The organism is Ornithinibacillus bavariensis, assembly GCF_050433565.1.
GTDB classification, from domain to species: Bacteria; Bacillota; Bacilli; order Bacillales; family Amphibacillaceae; genus Ornithinibacillus; species Ornithinibacillus bavariensis.
Genome location: NZ_JBNPWZ010000003.1, coordinates 202557 through 225730, shown reverse-complemented (window position 1 = coordinate 225730; position 23174 = coordinate 202557). Strand labels below are relative to the sequence as shown.

General features: G+C 36.5%; 36 protein-coding genes. All 36 read left to right on the top strand.

Features of this window, described 5'->3' with window-relative positions:
* Nucleotides 1–13 precede the first annotated feature (13 nt).
* The gene (locus tag HNR27_RS08030) at nt 14–514 is read left to right on the top strand and encodes a hypothetical protein (RefSeq protein WP_429339384.1); all 501 of its coding nucleotides are present in this window, start codon (nt 14–16) and stop codon (nt 512–514) included.
* Nucleotides 507–641, top strand: coding sequence for a hypothetical protein (locus HNR27_RS08025; RefSeq protein WP_429339383.1), 135 nt, complete (start codon nt 507–509; stop codon nt 639–641). The genes HNR27_RS08030 and HNR27_RS08025 overlap by 8 nt, the downstream gene beginning before the upstream one ends.
* A 3-nt stretch (nt 642–644) precedes the next feature.
* Nucleotides 645–1052 (top strand): 3D domain-containing protein, encoded by a 408-nt coding sequence (locus HNR27_RS08020; RefSeq protein WP_429339382.1) that lies wholly within the window; start codon nt 645–647, stop codon nt 1050–1052.
* Nucleotides 1049–1309, top strand: coding sequence for a hypothetical protein (locus HNR27_RS08015; RefSeq protein WP_429339381.1), 261 nt, complete (start codon nt 1049–1051; stop codon nt 1307–1309). Before HNR27_RS08020 ends, HNR27_RS08015 begins: the two co-directional genes overlap by 4 nt.
* Before the next feature lie 30 nt (nt 1310–1339).
* Nucleotides 1340–1744, top strand: coding sequence for a hypothetical protein (locus tag HNR27_RS08010; RefSeq protein ID WP_429339380.1), 405 nt, complete (start codon nt 1340–1342; stop codon nt 1742–1744).
* Between the two features lie 28 nt (nt 1745–1772).
* Nucleotides 1773–2081: a hypothetical protein gene (locus tag HNR27_RS08005; protein ID WP_429339379.1), complete on the top strand. Its 309-nt coding sequence runs from the start codon at nt 1773–1775 to the stop codon at nt 2079–2081.
* Nucleotides 2082–2097: 16 nt separating this feature from the next.
* Nucleotides 2098–2646 carry a dUTP diphosphatase gene (locus HNR27_RS08000; protein ID WP_429339378.1) on the top strand — a complete coding sequence of 183 codons (549 nt, stop codon included), beginning with the start codon at nt 2098–2100 and terminating at the stop codon, nt 2644–2646.
* Nucleotides 2647–2658: 12 nt separating this feature from the next.
* Entirely contained in the window at nt 2659–2943 is a 285-nt protein-coding gene (locus HNR27_RS07995; protein ID WP_429339377.1) for a hypothetical protein, read from the top strand.
* A 14-nt stretch (nt 2944–2957) separates the two neighbouring features.
* Nucleotides 2958–3125, top strand: coding sequence for a DUF6011 domain-containing protein (locus HNR27_RS07990; protein WP_429339376.1), 168 nt, complete (start codon nt 2958–2960; stop codon nt 3123–3125).
* Nucleotides 3122–3646, top strand: a complete 525-nt coding sequence (locus tag HNR27_RS07985; protein ID WP_429339375.1) for a Holliday junction resolvase RecU — start codon at nt 3122–3124, stop codon at nt 3644–3646. Before HNR27_RS07990 ends, HNR27_RS07985 begins: the two co-directional genes overlap by 4 nt.
* Before the next feature lie 104 nt (nt 3647–3750).
* Nucleotides 3751–4170 carry a YopX family protein gene (locus HNR27_RS07980; RefSeq protein ID WP_429339374.1) on the top strand — a complete coding sequence of 140 codons (420 nt, stop codon included), beginning with the start codon at nt 3751–3753 and terminating at the stop codon, nt 4168–4170.
* Nucleotides 4158–4331, top strand: a complete 174-nt coding sequence (locus HNR27_RS07975; protein WP_343459039.1) for a hypothetical protein — start codon at nt 4158–4160, stop codon at nt 4329–4331. Before HNR27_RS07980 ends, HNR27_RS07975 begins: the two co-directional genes overlap by 13 nt.
* 97 nt (nt 4332–4428) lie before the next feature.
* A complete protein-coding gene (locus HNR27_RS07970) occupies nt 4429–4599 on the top strand; it encodes a DUF3954 domain-containing protein (protein ID WP_429339373.1) in 171 nt (56 codons plus the stop codon).
* A gap of 76 nt (nt 4600–4675) precedes the next feature.
* Complete coding sequence (locus HNR27_RS07965; protein ID WP_429339372.1) at nt 4676–4936, top strand: hypothetical protein; 261 nt, start codon at nt 4676–4678, stop codon at nt 4934–4936.
* Entirely contained in the window at nt 4905–5315 is a 411-nt protein-coding gene (locus HNR27_RS07960; RefSeq protein WP_429339371.1) for a DNA-binding response regulator, read from the top strand. Before HNR27_RS07965 ends, HNR27_RS07960 begins: the two co-directional genes overlap by 32 nt.
* Nucleotides 5316–5513: 198 nt before the next feature.
* On the top strand, nt 5514–6161 hold the full coding sequence (locus tag HNR27_RS07955) for a hypothetical protein (protein WP_429339370.1): 648 nt from the start codon (nt 5514–5516) through the stop codon (nt 6159–6161).
* Nucleotides 6162–6218: 57 nt separating this feature from the next.
* On the top strand, nt 6219–6716 hold the full coding sequence (locus HNR27_RS07950; RefSeq protein ID WP_429339369.1) for a terminase small subunit: 498 nt from the start codon (nt 6219–6221) through the stop codon (nt 6714–6716).
* On the top strand, nt 6706–7995 hold the full coding sequence (locus HNR27_RS07945) for a PBSX family phage terminase large subunit (RefSeq protein WP_429339501.1): 1290 nt from the start codon (nt 6706–6708) through the stop codon (nt 7993–7995). The genes HNR27_RS07950 and HNR27_RS07945 overlap by 11 nt, the downstream gene beginning before the upstream one ends.
* A 12-nt stretch (nt 7996–8007) precedes the next feature.
* Entirely contained in the window at nt 8008–9603 is a 1596-nt protein-coding gene (locus HNR27_RS07940; RefSeq protein ID WP_429339368.1) for a phage portal protein, read from the top strand.
* An 8-nt stretch (nt 9604–9611) separates the two neighbouring features.
* Entirely contained in the window at nt 9612–10526 is a 915-nt protein-coding gene (locus tag HNR27_RS07935) for a minor capsid protein (RefSeq protein ID WP_429339367.1), read from the top strand.
* Nucleotides 10527–10811, top strand: coding sequence for an ImmA/IrrE family metallo-endopeptidase (locus HNR27_RS07930; RefSeq protein ID WP_429339366.1), 285 nt, complete (start codon nt 10527–10529; stop codon nt 10809–10811).
* 512 nt (nt 10812–11323) lie between these two features.
* The gene (locus tag HNR27_RS07925) at nt 11324–12028 is read left to right on the top strand and encodes a DUF4355 domain-containing protein (protein WP_429339365.1); all 705 of its coding nucleotides are present in this window, start codon (nt 11324–11326) and stop codon (nt 12026–12028) included.
* 19 nt (nt 12029–12047) lie between these two features.
* Nucleotides 12048–13037 (top strand): major capsid protein, encoded by a 990-nt coding sequence (locus tag HNR27_RS07920; protein WP_429339364.1) that lies wholly within the window; start codon nt 12048–12050, stop codon nt 13035–13037.
* A 14-nt stretch (nt 13038–13051) separates the two neighbouring features.
* Entirely contained in the window at nt 13052–13375 is a 324-nt protein-coding gene (locus HNR27_RS07915; protein ID WP_429339363.1) for a hypothetical protein, read from the top strand.
* Between the two features lie 10 nt (nt 13376–13385).
* The gene (locus tag HNR27_RS07910) at nt 13386–13730 is read left to right on the top strand and encodes a phage head-tail connector protein (RefSeq protein WP_429339362.1); all 345 of its coding nucleotides are present in this window, start codon (nt 13386–13388) and stop codon (nt 13728–13730) included.
* Nucleotides 13730–14035: a hypothetical protein gene (locus HNR27_RS07905; protein ID WP_429339361.1), complete on the top strand. Its 306-nt coding sequence runs from the start codon at nt 13730–13732 to the stop codon at nt 14033–14035. Before HNR27_RS07910 ends, HNR27_RS07905 begins: the two co-directional genes overlap by 1 nt.
* Entirely contained in the window at nt 14028–14366 is a 339-nt protein-coding gene (locus tag HNR27_RS07900) for an HK97-gp10 family putative phage morphogenesis protein (protein WP_429339360.1), read from the top strand. Before HNR27_RS07905 ends, HNR27_RS07900 begins: the two co-directional genes overlap by 8 nt.
* A gap of 8 nt (nt 14367–14374) precedes the next feature.
* The gene (locus HNR27_RS07895) at nt 14375–14773 is read left to right on the top strand and encodes a gp17 family tail completion protein (protein WP_429339359.1); all 399 of its coding nucleotides are present in this window, start codon (nt 14375–14377) and stop codon (nt 14771–14773) included.
* A gap of 12 nt (nt 14774–14785) precedes the next feature.
* Nucleotides 14786–15316 carry a phage major tail protein, TP901-1 family gene (locus tag HNR27_RS07890; protein ID WP_429339358.1) on the top strand — a complete coding sequence of 177 codons (531 nt, stop codon included), beginning with the start codon at nt 14786–14788 and terminating at the stop codon, nt 15314–15316.
* Between the two features lie 58 nt (nt 15317–15374).
* Nucleotides 15375–15746 (top strand): tail assembly chaperone, encoded by a 372-nt coding sequence (locus tag HNR27_RS07885; RefSeq protein WP_429339357.1) that lies wholly within the window; start codon nt 15375–15377, stop codon nt 15744–15746.
* Between the two features lie 65 nt (nt 15747–15811).
* Nucleotides 15812–16105, top strand: a complete 294-nt coding sequence (locus tag HNR27_RS07880; protein WP_429339356.1) for a hypothetical protein — start codon at nt 15812–15814, stop codon at nt 16103–16105.
* 24 nt (nt 16106–16129) lie between these two features.
* Nucleotides 16130–19252 (top strand): tape measure protein, encoded by a 3123-nt coding sequence (locus tag HNR27_RS07875; RefSeq protein WP_429339355.1) that lies wholly within the window; start codon nt 16130–16132, stop codon nt 19250–19252.
* Complete coding sequence (locus HNR27_RS07870) at nt 19252–19986, top strand: phage tail protein (protein ID WP_429339354.1); 735 nt, start codon at nt 19252–19254, stop codon at nt 19984–19986. The genes HNR27_RS07875 and HNR27_RS07870 overlap by 1 nt, the downstream gene beginning before the upstream one ends.
* Nucleotides 19986–21473 carry a phage tail spike protein gene (locus tag HNR27_RS07865; RefSeq protein WP_429339353.1) on the top strand — a complete coding sequence of 496 codons (1488 nt, stop codon included), beginning with the start codon at nt 19986–19988 and terminating at the stop codon, nt 21471–21473. Before HNR27_RS07870 ends, HNR27_RS07865 begins: the two co-directional genes overlap by 1 nt.
* A complete protein-coding gene (locus HNR27_RS07860) occupies nt 21460–21618 on the top strand; it encodes a hypothetical protein (RefSeq protein WP_429339352.1) in 159 nt (52 codons plus the stop codon). The genes HNR27_RS07865 and HNR27_RS07860 overlap by 14 nt, the downstream gene beginning before the upstream one ends.
* Nucleotides 21557–23170, top strand: a complete 1614-nt coding sequence (locus tag HNR27_RS07855; RefSeq protein ID WP_429339351.1) for a glycerophosphodiester phosphodiesterase family protein — start codon at nt 21557–21559, stop codon at nt 23168–23170. The genes HNR27_RS07860 and HNR27_RS07855 overlap by 62 nt, the downstream gene beginning before the upstream one ends.
* The last annotated feature ends 4 nt before the right edge of the window (nt 23171–23174 follow it).

Sequence of the window (23174 nt, the reverse complement as noted above, 5' to 3'; positions counted from 1 at the left end):
GAGGGGAATAAGGGTGAATGAACAGGAAAGGTTGGAAGAAGTAAAAGAAGCAATCGCACATCAACTGGGATTAACTGATAGTTGGGTTGATGGTACTTATTTGTATCATTTGACAAGGTCAAAGAGTGCTTTCTCGGTTGGAACAATGACGTTAAATGACTTTACCGAAATAGATGAAGAACTTTTAGATGATATTTTTGAAGCTGTTAAACCTTTCTTAATCCATCAAGCAGAAGAAAAGATACAACTGGAAGAACGTGTGAAAGAGTTGGAATTAGATAGGGATGATTGGAAAGAAGAAGCTATGAAGCGTTCAAGGCGTTGGGAACAATCAGAAGAAGAGCATAGGGAAACAAACGAATTGCTAATTTCTACCGTTAAGCAAAACCAACGCTACAAACAAGCAATAGAAGCAGGGATAGGAATAGCAAAGGGAAATGTTTTAGCTTGCCCTGCTTGTAGTGATATTGAAATTATTTTAAACAAAGCCTTACAAGGTGATACCAATGCCTAGAACATTCACGAAAAACGATAGGTATCGCCCAATAGTCACTGTAAAAAAGGTAAAGGGTAATACACCAACAGTTCTGGTTGTTAGTGGAAGAAGATATGTATTAGAGCCAGAAGGAAAGCGAAGGTGAAGCATGAGTATAGCGTTAATACATTTGATTTACCCAATGTATCTGTATCCGATTTATGTGGACAAGCCAGAGACTATGGTTTCAACGGCAATTGTTGAAGTAGAATGGCAGGATTTTGTAGCAACTGCCTACGTCTCAGATTGTGAAGGCTGCACTGGAATAACCATGAGTGGCTATGACGTAAGAAATACGATTTACAGCCCAGAAGGCTACCGAGTAATTGCTGTTGATCCTAACTTCATCCCATTGGGTACTCTAGTAGAAATTGAAGCAAATGGAGAAAGGTTTAAAGCAAAGGCTATGGACATTGGTGGAGCCATAAAGGGTAGAAAGATAGATTTATTGATTGGCAGTGTGTCTGATGCTTATAAGTGGGGAGTTAGAGAAGTTAGGTTGAGGGTGATTAAGTGAATAACCTATCAGAATTGGAATTAAAGATTTTACAACATTGTGCAAATAAAGGTTATACCTATGCAGCCTTAAACGGAAGTCATGTAAGAGTACTTGAGGGAAATGAAAGACCCATCTTAAAAGGCGCTATGCATAGGGTTGAAAGTGATAAAGAAACATATTTTGGAGAAACATTATTCATTCCTGGACTATTCCAAGATGTAGGTTATGAAGTCATTGAACTAAAGGATGTAACAGAACAGTTGAGTCTCTTTTGATAAAAAATGCGAAGTAAAAGGAGAATGACTATGGAGAAAATGCAAGTCGTTAAAAGGTTAAAGTTATCAGAATTAGCAGATGATGTCGAAGTGTCAATTGAAGAGTCAAGCACAGTTTATACAGTAGCAGAATTGAAACATGAAATTCTTGAAATAGGAGAGCCACATCATGAATCTTCAAACTGGTATACAATCACTCGCAAACGTTGGAAACCCAACGCAATGCATATGGTCGAAAACTATATTGAAAGAGAGTATGACGAAATGTATGAGGATTGGGATAGCAGAGCAATGGATTGCTTGACTGATGAAGTGGTTAGTAAAATCCAATCCATCTTGGATAAAGCATTTGAAGGTGACTATGCAACATTGTATTGGACTTGTGAGGACAGAGTGGAAATCGACATACAACCACCACCCGTTGTTAATGCATAGTACGGGGATGAAGTGAAGGAGGGTAGCTATGAAAGTATTCAGGCTAAATGAGTATGATTGGGTTTATGCGGAAAATAAAGAACAAGCTCTTGAATGGTATATGAAACAAACTGGATTGGAAAAAGATGAAGCATACGACAAATATTACTTTGAAGAAATTGATCCAAATATAGGTACTACATTAGTCCATATTGATGAATTACCACTTGAAGAGCAAAAAACTACTCAACAAATGATTAGACAAGGAAATAGTTTATGGGCTAGAAGAACATTTGCGCAGGTAATAGAAAGTGAAAAACTTATAGCGCCTTGTATCATTGCTTCAACAGAATATTGATTTAGGAGGTAAACCTATGAATCTACAATATTTATTCGAAATACAAGCAGGATTGGATGCCCATATCATGGAAGAACATCCCGAATTAAAAGGGCAGGACAACCTTGATTGGAAAATACTAGCTTTACAAGTAGAGTTAGGCGAATGTGCTAATGAGTGGCGCGGGTTTAAGAAGTGGAGTAAGGACCAGGAGCCAAAAACAAAAGGAGATTGGTTGAAGTCAACTGGAATTGAAAATGGCAGATTCATAGATGTCTACGAAAACCCACTCCTAGAAGAATACGTTGATTGCTTACACTTTATTTTGAGTATTGGGTTGGAGTTAGATGTAAAAGAGGTATCTCTTAAAGAAGTTCAACGAACGGATATAGTGTTTATGTTCAATGAACTATTTGAAATAACTAGTAACCTTAGGAACTTTTACACAAGGATAATTGAATATGATTGGTTGGTTACAGAGTTTGTTAAATTAGGCGAAATGCTAGGCTTCACTTGGGAACAGATAGAAACTGCATACCTGGAAAAAAATAAGGTGAATCACGAACGGCAAGTAAATGGATATTAGGGAGGAATAAGAATGAGCAAAGATTATGTAGAGATTGATGGTAAAGAAATCAGAGTGTTTCAAATATGCGAGTCTGATGCAGTGGCAGCAGAACGCGAAGAAGATGCTGTCAAATGGTATCAGAAGTTAACTGGATTAGAAGATGATGAATTATATGCTCCAGAGGATATTGAAATTGTTGACCCAGAAAAGGAAGTTCTCAATGGTGAAGATACAAAAGAAACAATAAAAGTAAGAGAAATAGTAAAAGAATACTGGACTGGCGAGCCATTCATAGCAGTAACAGAATATTACTGAGGGAGGGGAGAATATTGAGCACTTGCAAACGTTGTAACAGACCATTAAAGACTACTAAAAGCATTGAAGTCGGATTTGGCCCTGTCTGCAAGAAAAAGCATGATGAAGCCGAAGCTGAGTTCTTGAAAAGGCAAGTCACTATTGATGAGGAATTAACATACCAGGAGAAGTTGAGAGCATGATTAATTACGGTAAACGAGGGCAAGCATTCGAAAATCTACTAAACTACTCCAATGAGTTGTACAAGCATAAAGGTATAGCAATTATCAACAAACGACCAACACCTATGAAGATCATCGGCAAAACAAGAGGAAATCAACACATCTGTGTATTTGATAAAAAATCAACGGTGGATTTTGACGGAATATACAACGGGAAGGCAATAGCTTTTGAAGCAAAGTCTACTAATGAAAAAAGGCTACCATTCAGCATTATTACAGATGAACAGATTAAATATCTAGATACAGCCGAGAACCAAGGTGCGATATCATTTCTAATTGTTGAAATGAAGGTCACTAGACAGGTTTTCTTAGTACCTAATGGTATGCTTCAAAAATACGTAAGAGAAGCTAAAAACGGTGGCAGGAAGAGCATTCCACTACGTGATTTAGAAGTATATGCACATCTGGTTAAATCGCAAAACGGCATTCCGTTAGATTATCTCTCAGTGGTTGATAACTTAATTTATAGCGAAATTAGTTAAAAATATAAAGGCTCTAGGGCGTTTATACATAGATTAATAGATTTAGTCATCTTAGAAAGAAAATGCCCTAGAAAGGTTTTAAATTAATTTTAGGAGGGTGAGGAATGAGAGAGGTTAAGTTTCGAGCAAGACTCGATAAACAATCATTTCCGAATTCTTATAACAAGGGTTGGGTGTATGGGTTCGTCTCTAAATACGAGGGCGATTGGTGTATCGATACTTACGGAAATGATGGAAGTTTTGTAAGGGATAATCAGTTTTTACAAATCGATGGTGAAACTATAGGACAATACACAGGACTAGACGACAAGAAAGGAAAAGAATTATTTTTTAACGACGTAATCAATATCTACTTAGAAAAGAAAAAATTTGGTGAGTACGTATTCAAAAACAGTTTAGTTTCTAAGTTGGGGCATTTGGTGTCTTTGTACAATTTAATCCACGACAACGGAGCAAGTTTTGAAATTATCGGAAATCGTTTCGAGAATCCAGAGTTATTGGAGGGGTCAACATGCAACAGCTAACAATCATGATTTTATTACTAACGGTTTTAGTCTACGGAGTTACTCTGATAATTTACCGAAAGGCATATGCTAAAGCCAAACAGCAGATTAAGGATCTGGAGAGAGCAAATAGAAATTACTATATGGAGCAAAGGAGGCAGTCTAGTGAATACTTGCATTGAGTGTGGGAGCAAAGCAAGAAACAAGCGCAGTGTCTTATGTGAAAAGTGCTTCGAATCAGCATTAAAGAAAAAAGCTTAACAACAAGGAGGTCTTGAAGTGGGGCAAGGCAAAACAGCGGAAATTAAATTGGATGAAGATGCAGTATTTGTAGTTAAAAAAGGTGTATTAAAAGAATTACCAAAACCACCAAGTGGATTCGGAGAACAATTCATTACATGGCAGGATGGGAAAATTCAAGTAGAGAAAGTTAGTTATACAGTTAAATAAGCTACTGGAACAACCAGGGCACTGACAAGCGTAAAATTGCGCTCGTTGGTGTCCTTTTATTTTGGGGGTCGATTAGATGAAAGATTGGATAGGTAAAATAGAACAAGACTTGCAAGAAGCAGAAGAGTGGAAAGAATATTCACGTACTCCATTATCGAATGAAGAAAATGAGTTTCTTAGGAAAATGCAATACAAACTAAAGTGGGTAATTAATCCATACAGGAAAGATAAACGGACTGGGGTTATTAGTCCGGTAAAACGAAGTGAATATGCAAAACAACTGTTCAAAGTGGGGAGTGGTTGGAGTGAACAAGCAGGACATCGAAAACATTCTTAAAGATTATCATTGGATGTTAAATAGTATTAAAATCATGCGAGAATCAATGAAGGATGCAGGAGAAGGCATCACAGCACAATATGGAATTGAATCAACATTACCAAGAGGAAAAGGGAATACATCTGATCCAGTCCTTAGCGAAGTAGTTAGACGTAATAAATACTGGAGAAGTGTTCATGGATACGAGAAGAAAGTTGCTATTATTCAACAACGGATTCACTTAGTCCATGATCAGAAGGAAAAAGAAGTGCTGCATTGGATTTTAGAAGGCAAGAGCTACCGCTGGATATCAAGGCATATGGGATTATCAGAAACGCACATCAGAAGGATTAAAGATAGTATCGTGTCGCAAATGGCGCATATGTCGCAAACGGCGTAGATGGCGTGAATTATTATTTTTTAAAAAATAGGATTATCATGGAAGGCAGGACGGAGAGGTTTAAATCTCCAATCCTATACCTCCTTTCTATAGCTCATCAGACAATCGGTTTGGTGAGCTTTTAATATTGCGAGAAAAATAGTAAATCTTCTCTTTTTTGTCATGATTTAATTTATACTAATCATAGGGGGGAAAGAGATGAATAAGAAAATAATTGAGATATTACCTTGGTTTATATTAATTTCGTTAGTTATATTAGATATAATTATGTATATAGGCATAATTAAAATGTTCTTTGGATTTGGCATGGATATTATAGTTGGATTATTTGGATTAGTTGGTGCAATTTTAACAGGAGTAGTAACCTTGATTGGCGTTAGGATGGGAATGAAGTCATCTAGTGAAAATTTGAAATTGTCTTTAGAATTTCAAGAGAAAGCTGACTTTATTAATTCGGCTCCATTAAAAATAAGATCCGTACATTCAGCGATAAAAAAATTAAACGAACTTGCTAATATGGTTTTGGTAACCAAACAGAAAACTGATAAAGATCTAATTGACATCCAAACTCTTGTTGAAGAAATATTAGATGAAACATCAAAAGTTAACGGTATTGTATTCTCTTACATAGAGCCCATTGATACTGAGATTAATTTGGTTTTTGTTCCTGAGTATAAAAAATTGCGCACTCGGGATAAAGAGGGATTCTTTAAATTGGATTTGGAAAAGGCAACAGAACTGGAGAAAGAAACCTATAAAACTATTGAGGAAACTATAGAAATTCTAAGAACAGAAAAATTAAAACTTCAAAGTGATTATAGAAAAGCAATATATAATATTTCTTAGCACCCAATGAGGTGCTTTTTCTTTTGCATAAAAATATAAGGGCGGTGGTGATATGCCATGAGTAAGAAGAAATTAACAATAAAACAACAGAAATTTGCTGATGAGTATATCATCACTGGGAATGCAACAGAATCAGCTATTAAAGCAGGTTATAGTAAGAAAACAGCTAGAGCTATAGGAGCAGAAAACCTAACAAAACCTGACATTAAAGAATATATAGAAAATAGACTTGAAGAATTGGCTAGTGAAAGAGTTGCTGATCAACAAGAAGTAATGGAAACACTAACTAGGATATTGCGAAGAGAAAGCAAAGAAATGGATACGGTTATTGTGAAAAAGGCAGAAACAATCCCTTATACAACGGCATCTGGTAAAACAAGCGAAAAAGTCGTTTATAATGAATATGCAGAAACTGTTTATCTTGATACGAAAAATAGCGATGTAAATAAAGCAGCCGAACTACTAGGCAAACGCTATGCTATGTGGACCGAAAAACAACAGATAGAAAATATTACTCCGGTATTTGTGGAGGATGTGCCGGATGATGACGATTAAGGAACCAAGGATCTCAATCAAACAACAGATTGGAAAAGGCTATAACCGTTTTTGGAATAATAAACAGTTCTACCGAGTTGTAAAAGGTTCAAGGGGTAGTAAAAAATCAAAAAACACAGCATTGAATTATATACATCGGATTATGAAGTATTCATGGGCGAATTTACTAGTAATTAGGCGCTATTCTAACACTAACAAGCAATCGACATACACAGATTTGAAATGGGCTGCTAACAAATTAAAGGTTGCCCATTTATTCAAGTTTAATGAATCCATGCCAGAGATAACTTATCTACCGACTGGACAGAAGATATTGTTCAGAGGTCTTGATGATCCATTAAAGATTACTTCTATTTCTGTTGATGTAGGGATTCTGTGTTGGGTGTGGGCAGAGGAAGCATACCAACTAGAAAGTCCAGATGCATTTGATACAGTAGTTGAATCTATTCGTGGTTCGCATGATGATCCAGAGTTCTTTAAACAAATTACACTCACGTTTAACCCATGGTCTGAACGCCACTGGTTAAAGCGTGAGTTTTTTGATGAGGAAACAAGGCGCAATGATGTATTTGCTATTACAACAACATTCAGAGTTAATGAATGGCTGGATCAAGTGGATAGGAAGCGATATGAAGATTTATATCGAACGAATCCTAGACGTGCCAGGATTGTTTGTGATGGTGAATGGGGAGTTGCTGAAGGACTTGTATTTGAGAATTTCGAGGTTAAAGAGTTTGACCCAATCGAGAAAATAAAACAGATACAGGAAACCACTCATGGTATGGACTATGGGTTCACCAATGACCCTACTACTCTGGCAAGTTCTATTATCGATTTAAACAACAAAGAAATATGGATATATGACGAGCATTACGAAAAGGCAATGACCACACAGGACATTTACAACATGCTTGCTGAAAAAGAGTTGTTAAAGGCCTCTATAACTGGTGATAATGCCGAGCCGAGATTAATTAAAGAATTAGTTAGTAAGGGTGTTCGTCGATTACATGGTTCTGTTAAAGGAAAAGACAGTATCATGCATGGTATTAATTTTCTTCAAGGATTCAAGATTTATATTCATCCATCATGTGAACATACCATTGAGGAATTTAATACCTACACATTTAAGCAGGACAAAGAAGGTAAATGGCTGAACGAGCCTATTGATGAAAATAACCACATCATTGATGCTCTAAGGTATTCAATGGAGCGTTACCACTTAGGTAAGAAGAAGGATACTAAAGAAAAATACAAAGCATTACAGTCTCTAGGATTGTAGGAAGGAGGAAATATGCCAGAATATAAAAAGCGATTCTCAGATGAAGCAAATAAACAGTACACATATTCGAGTGCAGAAGAACTTATAAAAAATACGGATGATCTTGCGGAAATAATTAATCATCACATGTCCAATCAGAGACCACGATTAAAGGAATTGCGAGAATATTATGAGGGTGACAATACGACTATTTTAGAAGAGTCACGAAGAAAAGAAGAACATCTTGCAGACCATCGAGCAACACACGCATTCGCTGAATATGTAAGTAGCTTTATTCAGGGCTACCTGGTCGGTGTTCCACTCAAAACAACGTACAAAAATGAAAAGATTAATGATTTATTAAGAGAGATTAACCGAACAAATGATGCAGATGAGCATAACAGTGATTTAGTATTAGAACAATCAATTTATGGCCGTGCTTACGAGCTACTCTATCGTAATCAAAATGACGAAACCAGATTCACAGTTTTAGACGTCTTAGAAACATTCGTTATTTATGACGATACAGTGGAGATGAATCCAATTGCGGGAGTAAGATACTTCAACAAGCAATTTAAAGAGGATGAAATACTGGTTACAGTATATACGGATACTGAAATCCACACTTTCGACATGAAGGAAAATGAATTATCTTTTATCGAGAAAAAACCACATTCATTTGGCGGAGTACCGATTATTGAATATCAGAACAATAAATTTAGACGTGGCGATTTCGAAAAGGTGCTTAATTTGATTGATCTATATGATTCTGCAGAGTCAGATACTGCTAACTATATGACTGATTTCAACGATGCCATGCTTAAGATTGTGGGAAACTTAGATATTGATATTGATACTGCTAAAGAAATGAAAGAACATAACATTTTAATGCTTCAAACAGAAATGGATTCAGATGGAAGAGCAGGACAGGCTGATGCAGACTACATTTATAAAAAGTATGATGTTGCAGGTACAGAAGCATATAAGGACCGTATAAAAAACGATATTCATATGTTTACCTATACACCAAATATGAATGATGAAAAGTTCTCAGGTGTTCAATCCGGGGAAGCCATGAAATATAAACTGTTTGGATTGGAGCAGAAACGGGCCACAAAAGAACGTTTGTTTAAAAAGTCTCTACGTGATCGTTATCGTTTAATCAACAACATTTCTAGTATTGCAGCAGAAGGAACATTCGATGTGAATGACATTATTATCACGTTTACTCCTAATTTACCGAAATCACTTCGAGAAGAAATTGAAGCATTTGTGAAATTAAATGGCGAGCTATCCGAGGAAACCAAATTAAGCCTACTGTCGTTTATCGAAAACCCTCAAGAAGAAATGGAACGAATGAAAAAGGAAAGTCCATTAAATCAAGCAGGGAAAGATATGTATCAATTTCCAAATCAACAGGAGGGTGAAGATGGAGGTTCAGAATCGATTGAATCTACAGCTAAAACAGAAGATGAAAAGGCATTAAACGGTGCACAAATTACTAGTGTACTGAAGATTATTGAAGGCATCAAAGGTGGCTTAATCACATCTGAACAAGGAATTGCATTATTAATCGACGGTTTAAAGATTGACGAAACTGCAGCTCGAAAAATAATCAGTGAACAGTAGGTGAAACTATGGATTACTGGAGATTAAGAGAACTTGAACATATCGAAAAACAAATCAAAAATGATGCCGTCCTTGCTCAAAGAATAAGACAAAAATACATGCAGGCTATGGATGAAATTCAAAATCAAATAGAAGCCTTTTATGGTCGTTATGCCGAAGCAGAAGGAATTAGTATGCAAGAAGCTAGAAAACGTGTCAGTAAGCTTGATATGGACAAGTATAGTGAAAAAGCAAAGCGTTATGTAAAAGAGCGTAACTTCACTAAGCGAGCAAATGAGGAAATGCTCTTATACAATGTGACGATGAAAATAAACAGGCTTCAATTGTTGCGTTTGAACATTGAATTAGAATTATTAGCTGCTGGAAGCGATGAGGAAAGAATTTTACTTGAACAATTAAATAAACAGGCAAGAAATGAGTTTGAAAGACAAGCAGGAATCTTAGGTGAATCAATAAACTACAACGAAAGGCACATAAATTCAATCGTTAATGCTTCATTTCTAAGTGCTACATGGTCCGATAGGCTTTGGGCAAATCAAACCGCCTTACGTGCCGAATTGGACAAGTTATTGCACCGTGGTATTGTGCAAGGGAAGAATCCAAGGGAACTGGCTAGGCAGTTGCGTAAGACGTTTAATACTAGTATTTCAAATTCGGAAAGATTACTAAGAACAGAAATGGCAAGGGTTCAACAAGACGTATTCCAGGACAGCATGAAGCAGGCTAATATCGAGCAATACGAATATATCGCAGAGCCAAGTGCATGTTCCATCTGTGCTGCACTTGATGGAAAGATATTTGATTTAAAGGATGCAGAGGTAGGAGTGAATGCCTTTCCGATGCATCCTAATTGTCGTTGCTCACAAGCAGGATATGTAGATCGCGAGGAATGGGATGCTGATTTGAGAAGGAGGAGATTATAAATGATACCGAATCAAGTAAAAGTAGCAGGTATTGAATACAATGTTACAGAAATCGAAGGAATAAACGACCGTTTCAATACATTGGGACAGATTAACTATCATATAGGGTTAATCGAATTAGATTCTCAACTTAATCAAACAAGAAAAGAACAAGTTTTTGTTCATGAAATTTTACATGCTTGTTTCTTTGAAGCTGGATACGAGGAACAGGATGAAGATATGATTAACCGAGTTGGAATTGTACTTTATCAAGTGTTAAAAGATAATAATCTCACTTTTGAATAGAAAGGAAGTGATCTGTATCTCCTAGTTACCAGGTGCGGTAACCGTTTGTAAATAAAGAAAGGGTGTTTTTATGGAAATTTATAGACATAAAGGTCATACAGTATACCGTTTCGCTAGAAGACTTTTGATGTTTAAGAACCATAGCAAGATGATGTTCTGGCATAAAGGGAAATTAGTGAGGAATCACAGATTTATCATTAAACCTCACAAACAATGGCGATATTTTCATTGGTTTATTAGACAGCCTTTTTTCTATTTTGAAAGGAATAACGGCGGAATTTACTTAGGAACGCCAAACAGATATTTTTTACTTCAAAGAAGATAACATGCACCTAGCAGTCAAGCGTTAGGTGCTTTTATTATTAAAAATTAATCGTACATGGGTTTTACAAGCTTAATAGAGTAATTGCATTTAGAAAGTCGTAAAAGGGCTGAAATGGCGTTTTTGGGGCTTTTTTAAATGCTATGAAATTGATAGGGAGTAAAACGTGTGTGGGAAAAGGAGAATGAACATGAAAAACAAACTTGAAAAAATGAAAAATGTTATTGATAGCAAGAAATTAAAGTTTCCAGAGCCATTAAAGTTAAATTTACAGTTCTTTGCTGAATCAGGAGATCCACAAGACCCTCCAGCGGATCCGCCAGCCGACCCGCCAACTGACCCAAAAAAGTTGGAGTTAACGGAAGAAGAGCTTCAAAGAAAGATTGAATCTGAGTCTGACAGAAAACTAGCAAGTGCCTTAAGTAAAAAGCAACAAGAATGGGATGCCCAGCTTCAAACAAAAATTGATGAAGCAATAAAAGAGCAAAAACGCTTATCTAAGTTATCTGAAGAAGAAAGAAAAAATGAAGAGTTAGAACAACGAGAAAAGGACCTTCAAAAGCGTTTGGCAGAGCTTGAAAGGAAAGAGTTAAGAGCAGATGCAGTAGCCGACTTAAAAGAAAAAGGACTACCTTCTGAATTCGCTGATTTTCTACTTGCTGAAAATGCCGAAAAGACTCTTGAGAACATCAACAGTTTAAAAAAGACTTTCGATGATGCGGTAAACGCTAAGGTAAAAGAGGCTTTGAGACAAGACACTCCACCAGCTGGGGGCAGTTCATTAACCAATAAAAACCCATTCAGCAAAGAGCATTTCAATTTAACTGAGCAAGGCAGACTTCTAAGAGAAAACCCAGAGCTTTATAAAAAATTAAAGGCAGAAGCCAATAAATAAACGAAAAGGATGATGAAAATTGACTACACGTATTGCTGATGTAATTCAACCAGAGGTATTTACTGAATATGTAATTCAAGAAACAACGGAACAATCTGCTTTGGTACAAAGTGGAATTATTGAAAATAACGCTGAATTTGATGCTTTAGCAAGTGGTCCAAATACACTTGTTAATATGCCATTCTGGAATGATTTAGATGGTGAAGAAGAAACGATTAAAAATGAGGGCGATTTAACTGCTGCTAAAATCACATCTAATAAAGACGTTGCACGTAAACAAGGTCGTGCTCGTATGTGGGGAGCTAACGGTCTATCTGCATTGCTATCTGGTGATGATCCAATGGGTGCGATCGCTAAATTAGTTTCTAAGTATTGGATTCGTCGTGACCAAGCAATGTTACTTGCAACACTAGAAGGTATTTTCAAAGGTAAAAATATGAATGGAAAGGTCCTTGATATTTCTGCTTTAGCCGGAACAGATTCATTACTAGACGGTGATAGCTTCATAGATGCAACTCAACTAATGGGAGATGCAAAAGGACTTCTTACAGGGGTAATGATGCACTCTGCTGTTGAAGCATATCTTGCTAAGCGCCAATTGATTGAATACGTCCAAGAGGCAGGTCAATCTGACCGTATTGGGTACTTTATGAATAAACGAGTAATCGTCGATGATGGAATGCATTATGATACAGCGAATAAAGTTGGCTCTATGTATCTATTCGGAAGTGGTGCCATTGCCAAGGGTAACGGTTCTCACCCTAATATCATTCCAACAGAAATTGACCGTAACAAGAAGTCATCTTCTGGCGAGGATTATCTAATCAACCGTAATATCGGTATTTTACATCCTCGTGGAGTGAAATGGACTGAAACAACTGTAACGGATGAATTCCCTACAAATGCAGAACTTGCAACAGGAAATAACTGGGAGCGTGTTTATGATCCAAAAGCAATTCGTATTGTGAAATTCCAGTTCAAGACGGAAGCCAATCCAACAGGAGCATAAGGAGGTAATTTTTTATGTATGAAGTAATAAAAGACTTTACCGATTTAGAAGATAACAATCATGTATACCGTGCGAGGGACCCATTCCCTCGTGACGGTGTGGCAGTATCAAAGGAACGTATTGAAGAACTTGCATCCACAAACAATAAGCGTAATGAAGTTCTTATTAAATCTCTTGAAGATAATCAGAATCCACCAGATCATGACGAGAATGGTGGAAGAAAAGAAAATCAAGAATTCCCTAAGCACACTGGCGGGGGATATTTCGAACTGTCAAATGGTGAAAAAGTACAGGGTAAGGATGCAGCTATTGAAGCAGAAGAAGCCTTACATGAGTGAGGTGCAACCAATGATAGAACGTATTAAAACTCTGCTAGGTATTGAGGATAGTTTGCAAGATAAGCCCCTCAATATCATTATCGAGAATGTTACTAGTCATTTGTTGGGTAAACTTCGAAAAATAAATAAGAGTATCACGGAAGTTCCGGCAGATTTGAATTATGTTATTGAGGAAATATCTATACGCCGATATAACAGAATTGGTACAGAAGGAGCAAAGGCGGAATCTGTTGAGGGTCATAGAATTGAATTTTATGACTTAGACAAGGATTTTGCACCCTATCAAGAAATCATTGACGATTACAAGGATGACTCCGAAGATAAGCCCAAGCGTGGAAAGGTGATGTTTATCTAATGCGATTTGATAAACGTATAACCTTCGTTATTGAAACCAATAGCTATTATGACCCTATAAAGGGTGAATACGTAAATGGCGAAGTAATTAAAACAACCAAGCCTTGTAATCTATCAAATTTAGGCATTGAGAGGACTAATGAACTGTTTGGACAGATTGATAAGGTTATTACGGTCGCTAGGCTACAGCGCCCGTACAATGGAAAAATAGACTATGTTTTGATTAATGAACAAAAATACCAAGTGAAACGCCAATCCGATTATAGGAAAGGCATTTTTTACTTGGAGGGTGTTTCTAATGGCTAGGGGTTTTGAATTAAGGGGAGCAGACAAATTAAAAGGCAAATTGAAACGTAATGCTAATTTAGATGATGTTAAGAGGACTGTACAACTGAATGGTACCGAGTTGCATAGAAAATCCCAACGCTTTGCCCCTGTTGATACTGGATTTTTAAAGCGACAAATTAAACAATATTCGCAGGACAATGGATTCACTGCTAAAACTGCAAGCGAGGCTGAGTATTCAGGTTACGTCAATTATGGCACCAGGTATATGTATCCTAGACCTTTTATGACGAATGCGTATTACGAACAACGACAAAAGTTCATACAAGATATGAAACGATTAATGAAGTAGGTGATCTAATGCCAGTTATTGAAAAGTCACCAGATCAAGCGATTCACGATGCTTTGTTTGCCATCAGTCTACAACTTGGATATTCGACGTACAATTACCTACCAGGTAAGGAATCGACATATCCATTTGTTTTTATAGGAGAGGTATTTGAACAAAGCAGGAGCACCAAATCACACCTATTTGGCGATTATCAAGTTACAATTCATATTTATGCTGATGATCCTCAACGTGATAGAAAAACAGTAAGCACCATGCAAAACAACATCAAAAACGCATTCTATCAGTTGAAACATACAAACGGGTATCAAATTATACCAAAAAGGCATAATGGACAAATAATGCTTGATAATTCAACAGGTGTGACGTTTATACATGGAATTTTAGAATTAGATATGACAATAAATTAGGAGGGTTATACCATGTCAGATATGATGCAAGGTAAAAATAAAATTTTGTTATTTCGCAAATTAAGTGATCAAAATAAAGAAGCTGCTAAACTAGCGTTTCAGACGGAGCATACTTTTAGTTATTCACGTTCGTTAGACCGTATTGTCACGAAAGACGGCACTATTGTGAAAGTTGGGGAGCTAGAATCAGAGGTAAGTATTGAAGCGATTCAATCAAAAACAGATCCAGTACGTGATATGCTTCGCCAAGCTGTATTGGATGGTGAAAAACTAGAATTATGGGAAGTTACTGTTGATGAGGATTTAAAACAAGGTGATAAGTATCCAGCAGTTTACGCACAAGGTTATTTAGATTCATGGGAAGATGCTGCAGGTGCAGAAGATGAATCAACAGTATCGGGTAATTTTATTGTTGAATTAGAACCACAATTCGGAATGGCCACATTGACAAAAGAACAAGAGGAAGCTGTTCAATATGCGTTCCGGGACACAACAGCAGTTACCGAACCGGAAGAACCGGAAGAAACACCAGTAGGAGCTTAAGAGAGGGCATTAGCCTTCTCTTTTTATTTTTTTACAATAACGAAAGGTGGAATAATTAATGGAATTTGCTATTAACGGTAAAAAGTTTGAACTTAAATTTGGTATGAAGTTTGCGAGAGAATTGGACAAGGTATTTAAAGTTGATTATCAAGGATTACAATTCGGTATGGGTATCAACATGGCTTTTATGAGCATCCAGCAAAATAACCCCACTGTATTAACAGATGTTATTAAAGCTGCAATCTCACATCATGACGTTGTACCAAATGTAAAAGACATCGATGAGGCGTTGGAAGTTTATGCAGAGGAGAACGATGGGTTTGAACAACTGTTCAGTGACTTAACTAGTGCATTGGGAAAGTCACCAGTAGCGAAATCAACAATCAAGAAGTTTCGGGAAGCAGCAGTAGTTGGAAACGTGGAAGAGTAAACCAATCTCGTGATACTTATAAGCAAATTATTATAAATTGCTTTCGTTATTTAGGTTTTACTAGCTTGCAAGAAATCGAGTTGCTAAGGCTAGAAGAATACTTTTATCGAATGGAAGCTTATAACCTTTCTAGAGTCGATAAAGAGCGTGACATGCACCTTCAAGCTTGGTTAAATAACCAGGTAACATTTACAAAAGAACAAGGCAAAAAACAAGTCCCAGTCTTTAAAAGATTTGAGGACTTTTTTGATTACGAAAAGCGACTTAATGAAGTTGAAGGCAAGAAACAGGGTGCAATCACTCCACAAATGCGGAGGATGGCACGTTTAGCTGCACAAATAAACAATGGAGGGGGGTAGATTGCTATTGCCGAGACTTATTCCGTGGAAGCCTATTTAAAAGCTACTGGTGCGGATCAATTTTCAAATGCTTTTAAGAATGCAGCGAAGAACATAGATGGGTTGGAACGTTCAACAGGTAACGCAGGAATAACAATAGGGAAGCTTATTAAGGCTGCAGGAGGTTTATATGTCCTTAAAAAGGGCTTCGATATGGTTCGAAATTCCATAGATGGAGCTATTTCTCGCTATGACACATTAAACAACTTCCCAAGAGTATTACAACAAATTGGTTTCTCGGCTACTGATTCCAAAAAGGCAATTAATAAGCTGTCTGATGGAATACAAGGACTTCCCACTACATTGGATGATGTTGCAGGAACAACACAAAGAATTGCTGTACTTACCAATGATTTGGGTGGTGCAGTTGATACAACACTAGCATTAAATAATGCATTTATTTCATCCGGTTCAAATGCAGCTAATGCTTCCCGTGGACTTGACCAGTATGTTCAGATGTTGTCTAAAGGTGAAGTTGACCTGCAATCTTGGAGAACTTTACAGGAAACAATGGGTGTTGCTCTTAATGATGTTGCAAAAGCTTTTGGTTATGCAGGAGCTTCAGCACAAAACGACTTATACGAAGCATTAAAAAGTGGAGACATTACTTTCGATCAGTTTAACAAAAAGCTTATTGAGTTAAACAATCAAACAGGTGGATTCGCTGACAGGGCACTTACAGCATCTGGGGGTATTAGAACAGCTTGGACTAACATGAAAACCGCCGTTGTCCGTGGAGTAACGAATATAATTGCTGCCATTGATGAATTTTTAGCTGATACATCACTTCAAAGTATAGAAAACATTATTACCAACATGGGGAAAAAGTTTTTTAATGTTTTAGATGGTATGGCTAAAGCAGTTAAGCCAACTGCAAAAGCTATTGCTGGATTGTATAAAGCTTTGAAACCACTTGCTCCTGTAATTGCTGGAGTAGTAGCAGGTCTAGTAGCATTTCAAATTGTGACAGTATTAACGCCAGGAGTAAAGGCTTTAGCTGGTGCTATTGCTCTACTGAGGAACCCTCTATTTTTAGCGCACTATGGATTTTTAGCATTAAATGCATCTATAAGAGCAAACCCTATTGGGTGGATTGTGGGTTTATTAGTTGGATTAGTAACTGTGATTACAATCTTGTGGAAAACTAATGAGACTTTCAGAAACATTGTTTTATCTGTATGGGGTGCAATTAAGTCAGCATTTAAATCAATGGAGACAATAATAAGTGCAGTAGCTGGATATTTTGTTAAATTAGGAAGTAGCATTAAGCCATTTATTGGTTCTTTAAAGTCAGGAGCAGTTAATGCTTTTAATAAATCGATGGATTGGCTTGGTAACATAGTTGGTGTTGTTTCAGGTTACTTTTCTAGATTTAAAGATTCCATTAATTTAAAGGGTGTTTTAACCGCTTTAACAGGTCCATTAGTTAAAGTAGGAACAATGCTATTAGGAATTTCAGGACCAATTGGATGGTTGATTAGTGGATTTGCATTCTTAGCAACAAAAACTAATATCCTTTCAGATGTGATTAAAGTGTTTAAAGGTGAAATGGAGTTTAGTGAAGCAATAAGTAATGCTGCTGATATGTCTGTAGGGTTTATTAATAACATGACTGACATGTTGGTTAAAGCGATCGATGTAGGTGCTGATATAGTTGTAAAATTAATTGAAGGTATTTCTAAATCTTTACCTGGTTTAGTTGAAAAAGGTGTTGAAATACTTACTAAAATAATTGATACAATAGTTGCCCAATTACCAAAACTTCTTGGTATCGGTGTTGAAATATTAACAAAGTTAATTGACGGCATTGTAACAGCACTACCAACAATAGTAGGAGCTTCAACTAAAATAATACAAACTTTAGTAGAAACAATCACTTCAATGCTACCGACATTAATTGAAATAGCAACTACTGTGCTAACTACAATTCTTGATACATGGGTATCTATGTTACCAATGCTGATTGAAATCGGCATAACTATTTTAACAACATTAATAAATGTATTCATTGAAAACTTACCAATGATAATAGAAGCAGGAATTACTATACTCACAACGCTTTTAGATGTCTTTATGGAGAACCTACCGATGATTATTGGTGCAGCTATAATGATTATAACAACCCTTATTGATGTGCTGATAGAAAACTTGCCTATGATTATTGATGCAGGAATACAACTTTTAACAGCTTTAATTGATGGTGTAATTGAGATTTTACCAGCATTAATTGATGCAGCATTATTAATCATTACAGCACTGTTTGAAGCGTTAATTGATAATCTACCTGTAATTATAGATGCTGGTATTAAAGTGTTGATGGCACTAATAGAAGGTATAATAGATGTCCTTCCAATGTTAATTGAAACGGGCTTGGAGTTAGTTGTTAAGTTAGGAGGGGCTTTAATTAAAGCTTTACCTCAAATACTAGAAGCCGGTGTGAAAATTGTTTGGGAACTAATAAAAGGGCTTGGTAGCATAGTATGGGAACTGCTAAAAGCTGGTGGCGAGCTAGTAATGAATATTATAGAAGGAATAGGTAACTTCTTTAAAAACATTTTTAATAAAGGTAAAGAGTTAGGTGGAAAGGTTTTAGATGGCCTTTTAAATATTCGTAAGAAGTTCTTAGATGCAGGGAAAAATATTGTACAAAGTATTGCTGATGGTATTAAAGGAGCAATAGGAAAAGTAAAAGATGCTATAGGAAAAGTAACCCAAAAAATACGTGATTTCTTGCCATTCTCTCCTGCTAAAGAAGGTGCTTTGCGTGACATCATGAAAATACAGATTCCTCAATCGATTGCTGAGTCAATTGATAAAGGAAAACGTACAGCAGTACAAGCTATGGCAAATTTGACAAGTGCTATCAATGGGGAAATGCCTGCAGTTGATATTGGTGGACAGATTGCTAGAACAAACAGAAGTATACAAACAAGTGTTTCTCATTCAGTAAATCAGAATAACGGACGAATTGAAAGCTTGCTAGAAAAAATAGCAAATAGTAATCAAGTAATCATATTAGATAGCGGTGCATTAGTTGGCGCTACCTATAATCAATATGATCGCATGGGTGGTAATCAAACTATGTTGAACGAAAGGTGGGGCAGATAATGTTAGACTTAACTAACGGTTTACCAGAACTGAATAAAATTCAAGAAGGTATTACTCGAAATGGTAAACACTCAAAAGAATTTGGGATGTGGTTAGTGTCCAGGTCTGCCCCAACACCTAGCGAAAAGTTAATCATAGAAAGTGTTCCCTTCATGCAAGGAATATATGACTTTTCAATGATTTTAGGCGAACGAATTTATGAGAATCGCACCTTAACATACCATTTCGAGGTATTAGAACGTGATTATACTCGTAGAAAAGTAGACCGAACTGTATTGGAAAACTGGCTTATGAAAGATGGATATGCGCCATTGTATGATGATCATTCTCCGGGATATTACTATTTAACAAAATGTACGTCTGTTGATGTTGAAGATGCTTCTGGAGGACTAACAGTTACTCTTATATTTGATGCATATCCTTTCAAAGTCAGTTTGCTAGAAGAAGGCAATGATATCTGGGATACATTTAATTTTGAGTTAGATATATCCCAACCTCAAGAATACACTGTAAATGGTAGTTTATCTATTAATCTTTTAAATGTTGGAGCAACAGGAATATCACCAAGTATCATAGCAAGTTCACCAATGGCAATAAGAAAAGGCAATGTAATCTATGACGTACTTCAAGGCGAAAGTAAAAGTGAATCATTTCGTCTTGAAATCGGCGAAAATCCAATGACCATTACAGGTAATGGAACGATATCCTTTAAGTGGCATAAGGAGTTGATTTGATGTATCTAGTAACTATTTATGATGGCCCTAATGACAATGTAGGTACAGTCATTCATTCCCCTTATCCAAGTGGAATAAAGTTAAGCAGTGGCCAAATTAAACTTGTTATTCGTGGTATTTCGGATATGAGTTTTGTAATCAATCCAACTAATCCCGCATGGGGGAAAATAAAACCACTTAAAACTTTAATTGAAGTAGTTGATATAAAGAGAAACAAAAAGATATTCGATGGCCGAGTATTAAAACCAACTGAAAAAATGAGTAGTGATGGAATGTTCTCCATCCAATATGCATGCGAAAGTAAATTAGCTTATTTGAACGACTCTAATCAACGTCATGGTGAGTATCATAATATGACAGTTAGAGATTTTTTTCAGGTCATAATTGATAATCACAATAGACAAGTGGAACCACACAAAAGATTCAAAGTTGGTAATGTTACGGTAACCAATAGCAACGACAATGTGTATCGCTATCTTGGTTACGACAAAACATTTGATTCTATAAACGACAAGCTCATAGACCGCCTAGGCGGTTTTTTATTTTTACGTGAAGAATCCGATGGGATGTATTTGGATTATTTAGAGTCAGTTGGAGAGTTAAAAGAAACTCCGATTAGACTAAGGACCAATCTGAAAAATATGCAAAGAGAAATAGATCCACTGGATGTAATTACTCGTTTAATTCCATTGGGAACTCGGATTGAGAGTGAAGATGAAAACGCAGCAGATATATCGCAAGCTAGGTTAACAATTGCTTCTGTTAATGGTGGAATTGATTACCTGGATGATTTAGAACTACAAGAAGAATTTGGAATAGTTGAGGGTGAGGTAATCTTTGATGATGTAACCCAACCAAATATTTTAAAAACTCGTGGCCAACAGTTTTTAAATAGTCAAAAGGCTTCTAAAACAAGCTACGATGTAAATCCAGTTGATGTATCACTTATCGATTCATCCTTCGAAGCTTTCGAATGCGGGAATTGGCATCGAATCATCAACCCTGTCTTTGAAATAGACGAGCCATTGCAGATTATCGAACAGACCATTGATATTAACGTGCCACAAAACGCTAGTTTAACTATCGGAGAAAAATATAAGACATTAACTCAGTACCAAATTGAAGCAAATAAAAAGACTAAAAGCGTAGCGCAATTAGAGCAAACGGTCGCTAGTCAATCACAAACAATTAGTTCTCTTAAAACCGAGTTAACCCAAATAGATACTTCTGTAAGCGACATTCAACAAGCATTAGAAGATAGCGACTTTCCTGCACTTGAAGATGCGATTGAAAACCTAAACCAAGCTGTTGATAATCTTATTGCTGCAGTTGAAGATATTCCAGTTTATGAGGTTGCAACTCCAACGAAGGATGGATTAATGAGCGCAGTTGATAAGAGAAAATTAGACTTAATTTCTGTGATTAATCCAATAGATTTGGATACTTTAGTCGCAAGAGTGGAGGCACTAGAGAATGCAAGAATCTAATAAAAGCAGAGCTAGATTACTGGCAGAACAAGCAGAACAAGTAAGAATAAAATCAGAGGAACTTCTGAATAGGAGTGAGGATCATGGCGATACCAGAGAAGATAAAGAAACTAGCACACCAGGTGAGGACAGCGATTTACGGTAAGGAAGTAAGGGAATCCATAGCAGAATCCATGGAACTAACTGCAAATGTAGCAGATGAAGCTAAAGTTACAGCAAATGAAGCAAAGGAAGTTACCCAGCAGTTAATTGACGGAAGCTTTGACACAGGTGAGCTAAATACAAACATTGAAGAGAGATTAAATAATTTGGAAAAAGAATATGCTCCTAGGCTATCTGAAGCAGAGAAAGGGATTAGTGATAATAGGAAGTATATAGATGAACAATTAGAGTTAAAACAGCAAGAAATTGAAAATGTAGTTAACAAAATAGAGAGAGTAAAGTTTAAAGATATACAAGAGCCTTTTTATATCTGTCATCGTGGTGGGGCAAATATTTTTCCAGAAAACACCATGGAAGCATACGAGGGTTGTTTGGCCTTGGGTATAAACGTAATCGAACAAGACGTCCAACAGTTGTCCGATGGCACATTAGCGGTTATACATGATTACACTGTAGATCGTACAACTGATAAAACTGGTTCTGTAAAAGATTACTCGACTATGGGGTTTAAAAATCTAACGGTAGATGTTTTGCAAGGGTGGAAAGTTAAAGCTCCTCTGTTTGAAGAAGTATTAGACCGTTTTGGAAAAAATGCAATATACACTCCAGAGTCAAAAGATCAAAAATCAACACAAAAAATAGTGGATGCTCTAATTAAATACGACTTAACTGAGTATGCTTTAATAACCTCTTTTAACATAACGGATTTAGCTCCAGCCGTACATGCAGGAATACCTACACTGTTAGCTACCGACACAAGGCCACCAGAAGAAATAGTAAATTCCGGGGTTAAATATGTAGGGGTATCCACTAATGCAACGGATACTTACATTGAAGATTGCATTAGTGCGGGATTAAAAGTTGTAGTTTGGACAGTAAATCACCGTTATCAACGTGATCGATATATATCACTTGGGGTAAGTGGTTTTTATAGTGATGATCCATTCTATTTATCTGGACTTGTACCTCCTCTAAAAAAAGACCCTTATATGAATCAAATGTTTTATCACGGTATGATTAAATCTTTAACAGAAAGAGGTAAGTTTTCAGATGGTAATCGGTGGGGGTTCTTAGAGACATCCAACTCCAATGCACTAATGGAAGGAAGAGATTTTGTATTGCAAGGATGGGCAGGAGAATTACCAGATACTTTTGTGCTAGAGTTTGATTTCAAAACTGTTAATCATATTTCCGGAGGGTGGCTTGGTGTTCAGTTTTGCACTCGAAATGATATATACAACGATTTTGGAGACGTATCTTATGGGTACAATCTTATTTTAGGACGAAATGGAAATTTTGATTTGTACCGTTCAGACAGTGGTGTTGGAACACGTATTGGCACTTTAACATCATCACCAATTAATGATAACACAATTGTACCTGTAAAAATCGAAGTCACAGCCACTCAAATTATTATAACAAGAAAAGATACAGGAAATTCTATGTCATTTACCGATAGCACATACCGAGAAGGTTACTTACATTTTGGTCGCAAGTGGTCTGCTGGAAATTTTGGGAATGTAATGGTAAATTAAGAGT

Coding starts and splice junctions, on each gene's coding strand:
- HNR27_RS08025 (WP_429339383.1), top strand. CDS start 507: ATGCCTAGAACATTCACGAAAAACGATAGGTATCGCCCAATAGTCACT.
- HNR27_RS08020 (WP_429339382.1), top strand. CDS start 645: ATGAGTATAGCGTTAATACATTTGATTTACCCAATGTATCTGTATCCG.
- HNR27_RS08010 (WP_429339380.1), top strand. CDS start 1,340: ATGGAGAAAATGCAAGTCGTTAAAAGGTTAAAGTTATCAGAATTAGCA.
- HNR27_RS08005 (WP_429339379.1), top strand. CDS start 1,773: ATGAAAGTATTCAGGCTAAATGAGTATGATTGGGTTTATGCGGAAAAT.
- HNR27_RS08000 (WP_429339378.1), top strand. CDS start 2,098: ATGAATCTACAATATTTATTCGAAATACAAGCAGGATTGGATGCCCAT.
- HNR27_RS07995 (WP_429339377.1), top strand. CDS start 2,659: ATGAGCAAAGATTATGTAGAGATTGATGGTAAAGAAATCAGAGTGTTT.
- HNR27_RS07985 (WP_429339375.1), top strand. CDS start 3,122: ATGATTAATTACGGTAAACGAGGGCAAGCATTCGAAAATCTACTAAAC.
- HNR27_RS07980 (WP_429339374.1), top strand. CDS start 3,751: ATGAGAGAGGTTAAGTTTCGAGCAAGACTCGATAAACAATCATTTCCG.
- HNR27_RS07975 (WP_343459039.1), top strand. CDS start 4,158: ATGCAACAGCTAACAATCATGATTTTATTACTAACGGTTTTAGTCTAC.
- HNR27_RS07965 (WP_429339372.1), top strand. CDS start 4,676: ATGAAAGATTGGATAGGTAAAATAGAACAAGACTTGCAAGAAGCAGAA.
- HNR27_RS07955 (WP_429339370.1), top strand. CDS start 5,514: ATGAATAAGAAAATAATTGAGATATTACCTTGGTTTATATTAATTTCG.
- HNR27_RS07950 (WP_429339369.1), top strand. CDS start 6,219: ATGAGTAAGAAGAAATTAACAATAAAACAACAGAAATTTGCTGATGAG.
- HNR27_RS07945 (WP_429339501.1), top strand. CDS start 6,706: ATGACGATTAAGGAACCAAGGATCTCAATCAAACAACAGATTGGAAAA.
- HNR27_RS07940 (WP_429339368.1), top strand. CDS start 8,008: ATGCCAGAATATAAAAAGCGATTCTCAGATGAAGCAAATAAACAGTAC.
- HNR27_RS07935 (WP_429339367.1), top strand. CDS start 9,612: ATGGATTACTGGAGATTAAGAGAACTTGAACATATCGAAAAACAAATC.
- HNR27_RS07930 (WP_429339366.1), top strand. CDS start 10,527: ATGATACCGAATCAAGTAAAAGTAGCAGGTATTGAATACAATGTTACA.
- HNR27_RS07925 (WP_429339365.1), top strand. CDS start 11,324: ATGAAAAACAAACTTGAAAAAATGAAAAATGTTATTGATAGCAAGAAA.
- HNR27_RS07915 (WP_429339363.1), top strand. CDS start 13,052: ATGTATGAAGTAATAAAAGACTTTACCGATTTAGAAGATAACAATCAT.
- HNR27_RS07910 (WP_429339362.1), top strand. CDS start 13,386: ATGATAGAACGTATTAAAACTCTGCTAGGTATTGAGGATAGTTTGCAA.
- HNR27_RS07905 (WP_429339361.1), top strand. CDS start 13,730: ATGCGATTTGATAAACGTATAACCTTCGTTATTGAAACCAATAGCTAT.
- HNR27_RS07900 (WP_429339360.1), top strand. CDS start 14,028: ATGGCTAGGGGTTTTGAATTAAGGGGAGCAGACAAATTAAAAGGCAAA.
- HNR27_RS07895 (WP_429339359.1), top strand. CDS start 14,375: ATGCCAGTTATTGAAAAGTCACCAGATCAAGCGATTCACGATGCTTTG.
- HNR27_RS07890 (WP_429339358.1), top strand. CDS start 14,786: ATGTCAGATATGATGCAAGGTAAAAATAAAATTTTGTTATTTCGCAAA.
- HNR27_RS07885 (WP_429339357.1), top strand. CDS start 15,375: ATGGAATTTGCTATTAACGGTAAAAAGTTTGAACTTAAATTTGGTATG.
- HNR27_RS07870 (WP_429339354.1), top strand. CDS start 19,252: ATGTTAGACTTAACTAACGGTTTACCAGAACTGAATAAAATTCAAGAA.
- HNR27_RS07865 (WP_429339353.1), top strand. CDS start 19,986: ATGTATCTAGTAACTATTTATGATGGCCCTAATGACAATGTAGGTACA.
- HNR27_RS07860 (WP_429339352.1), top strand. CDS start 21,460: ATGCAAGAATCTAATAAAAGCAGAGCTAGATTACTGGCAGAACAAGCA.
- HNR27_RS07855 (WP_429339351.1), top strand. CDS start 21,557: ATGGCGATACCAGAGAAGATAAAGAAACTAGCACACCAGGTGAGGACA.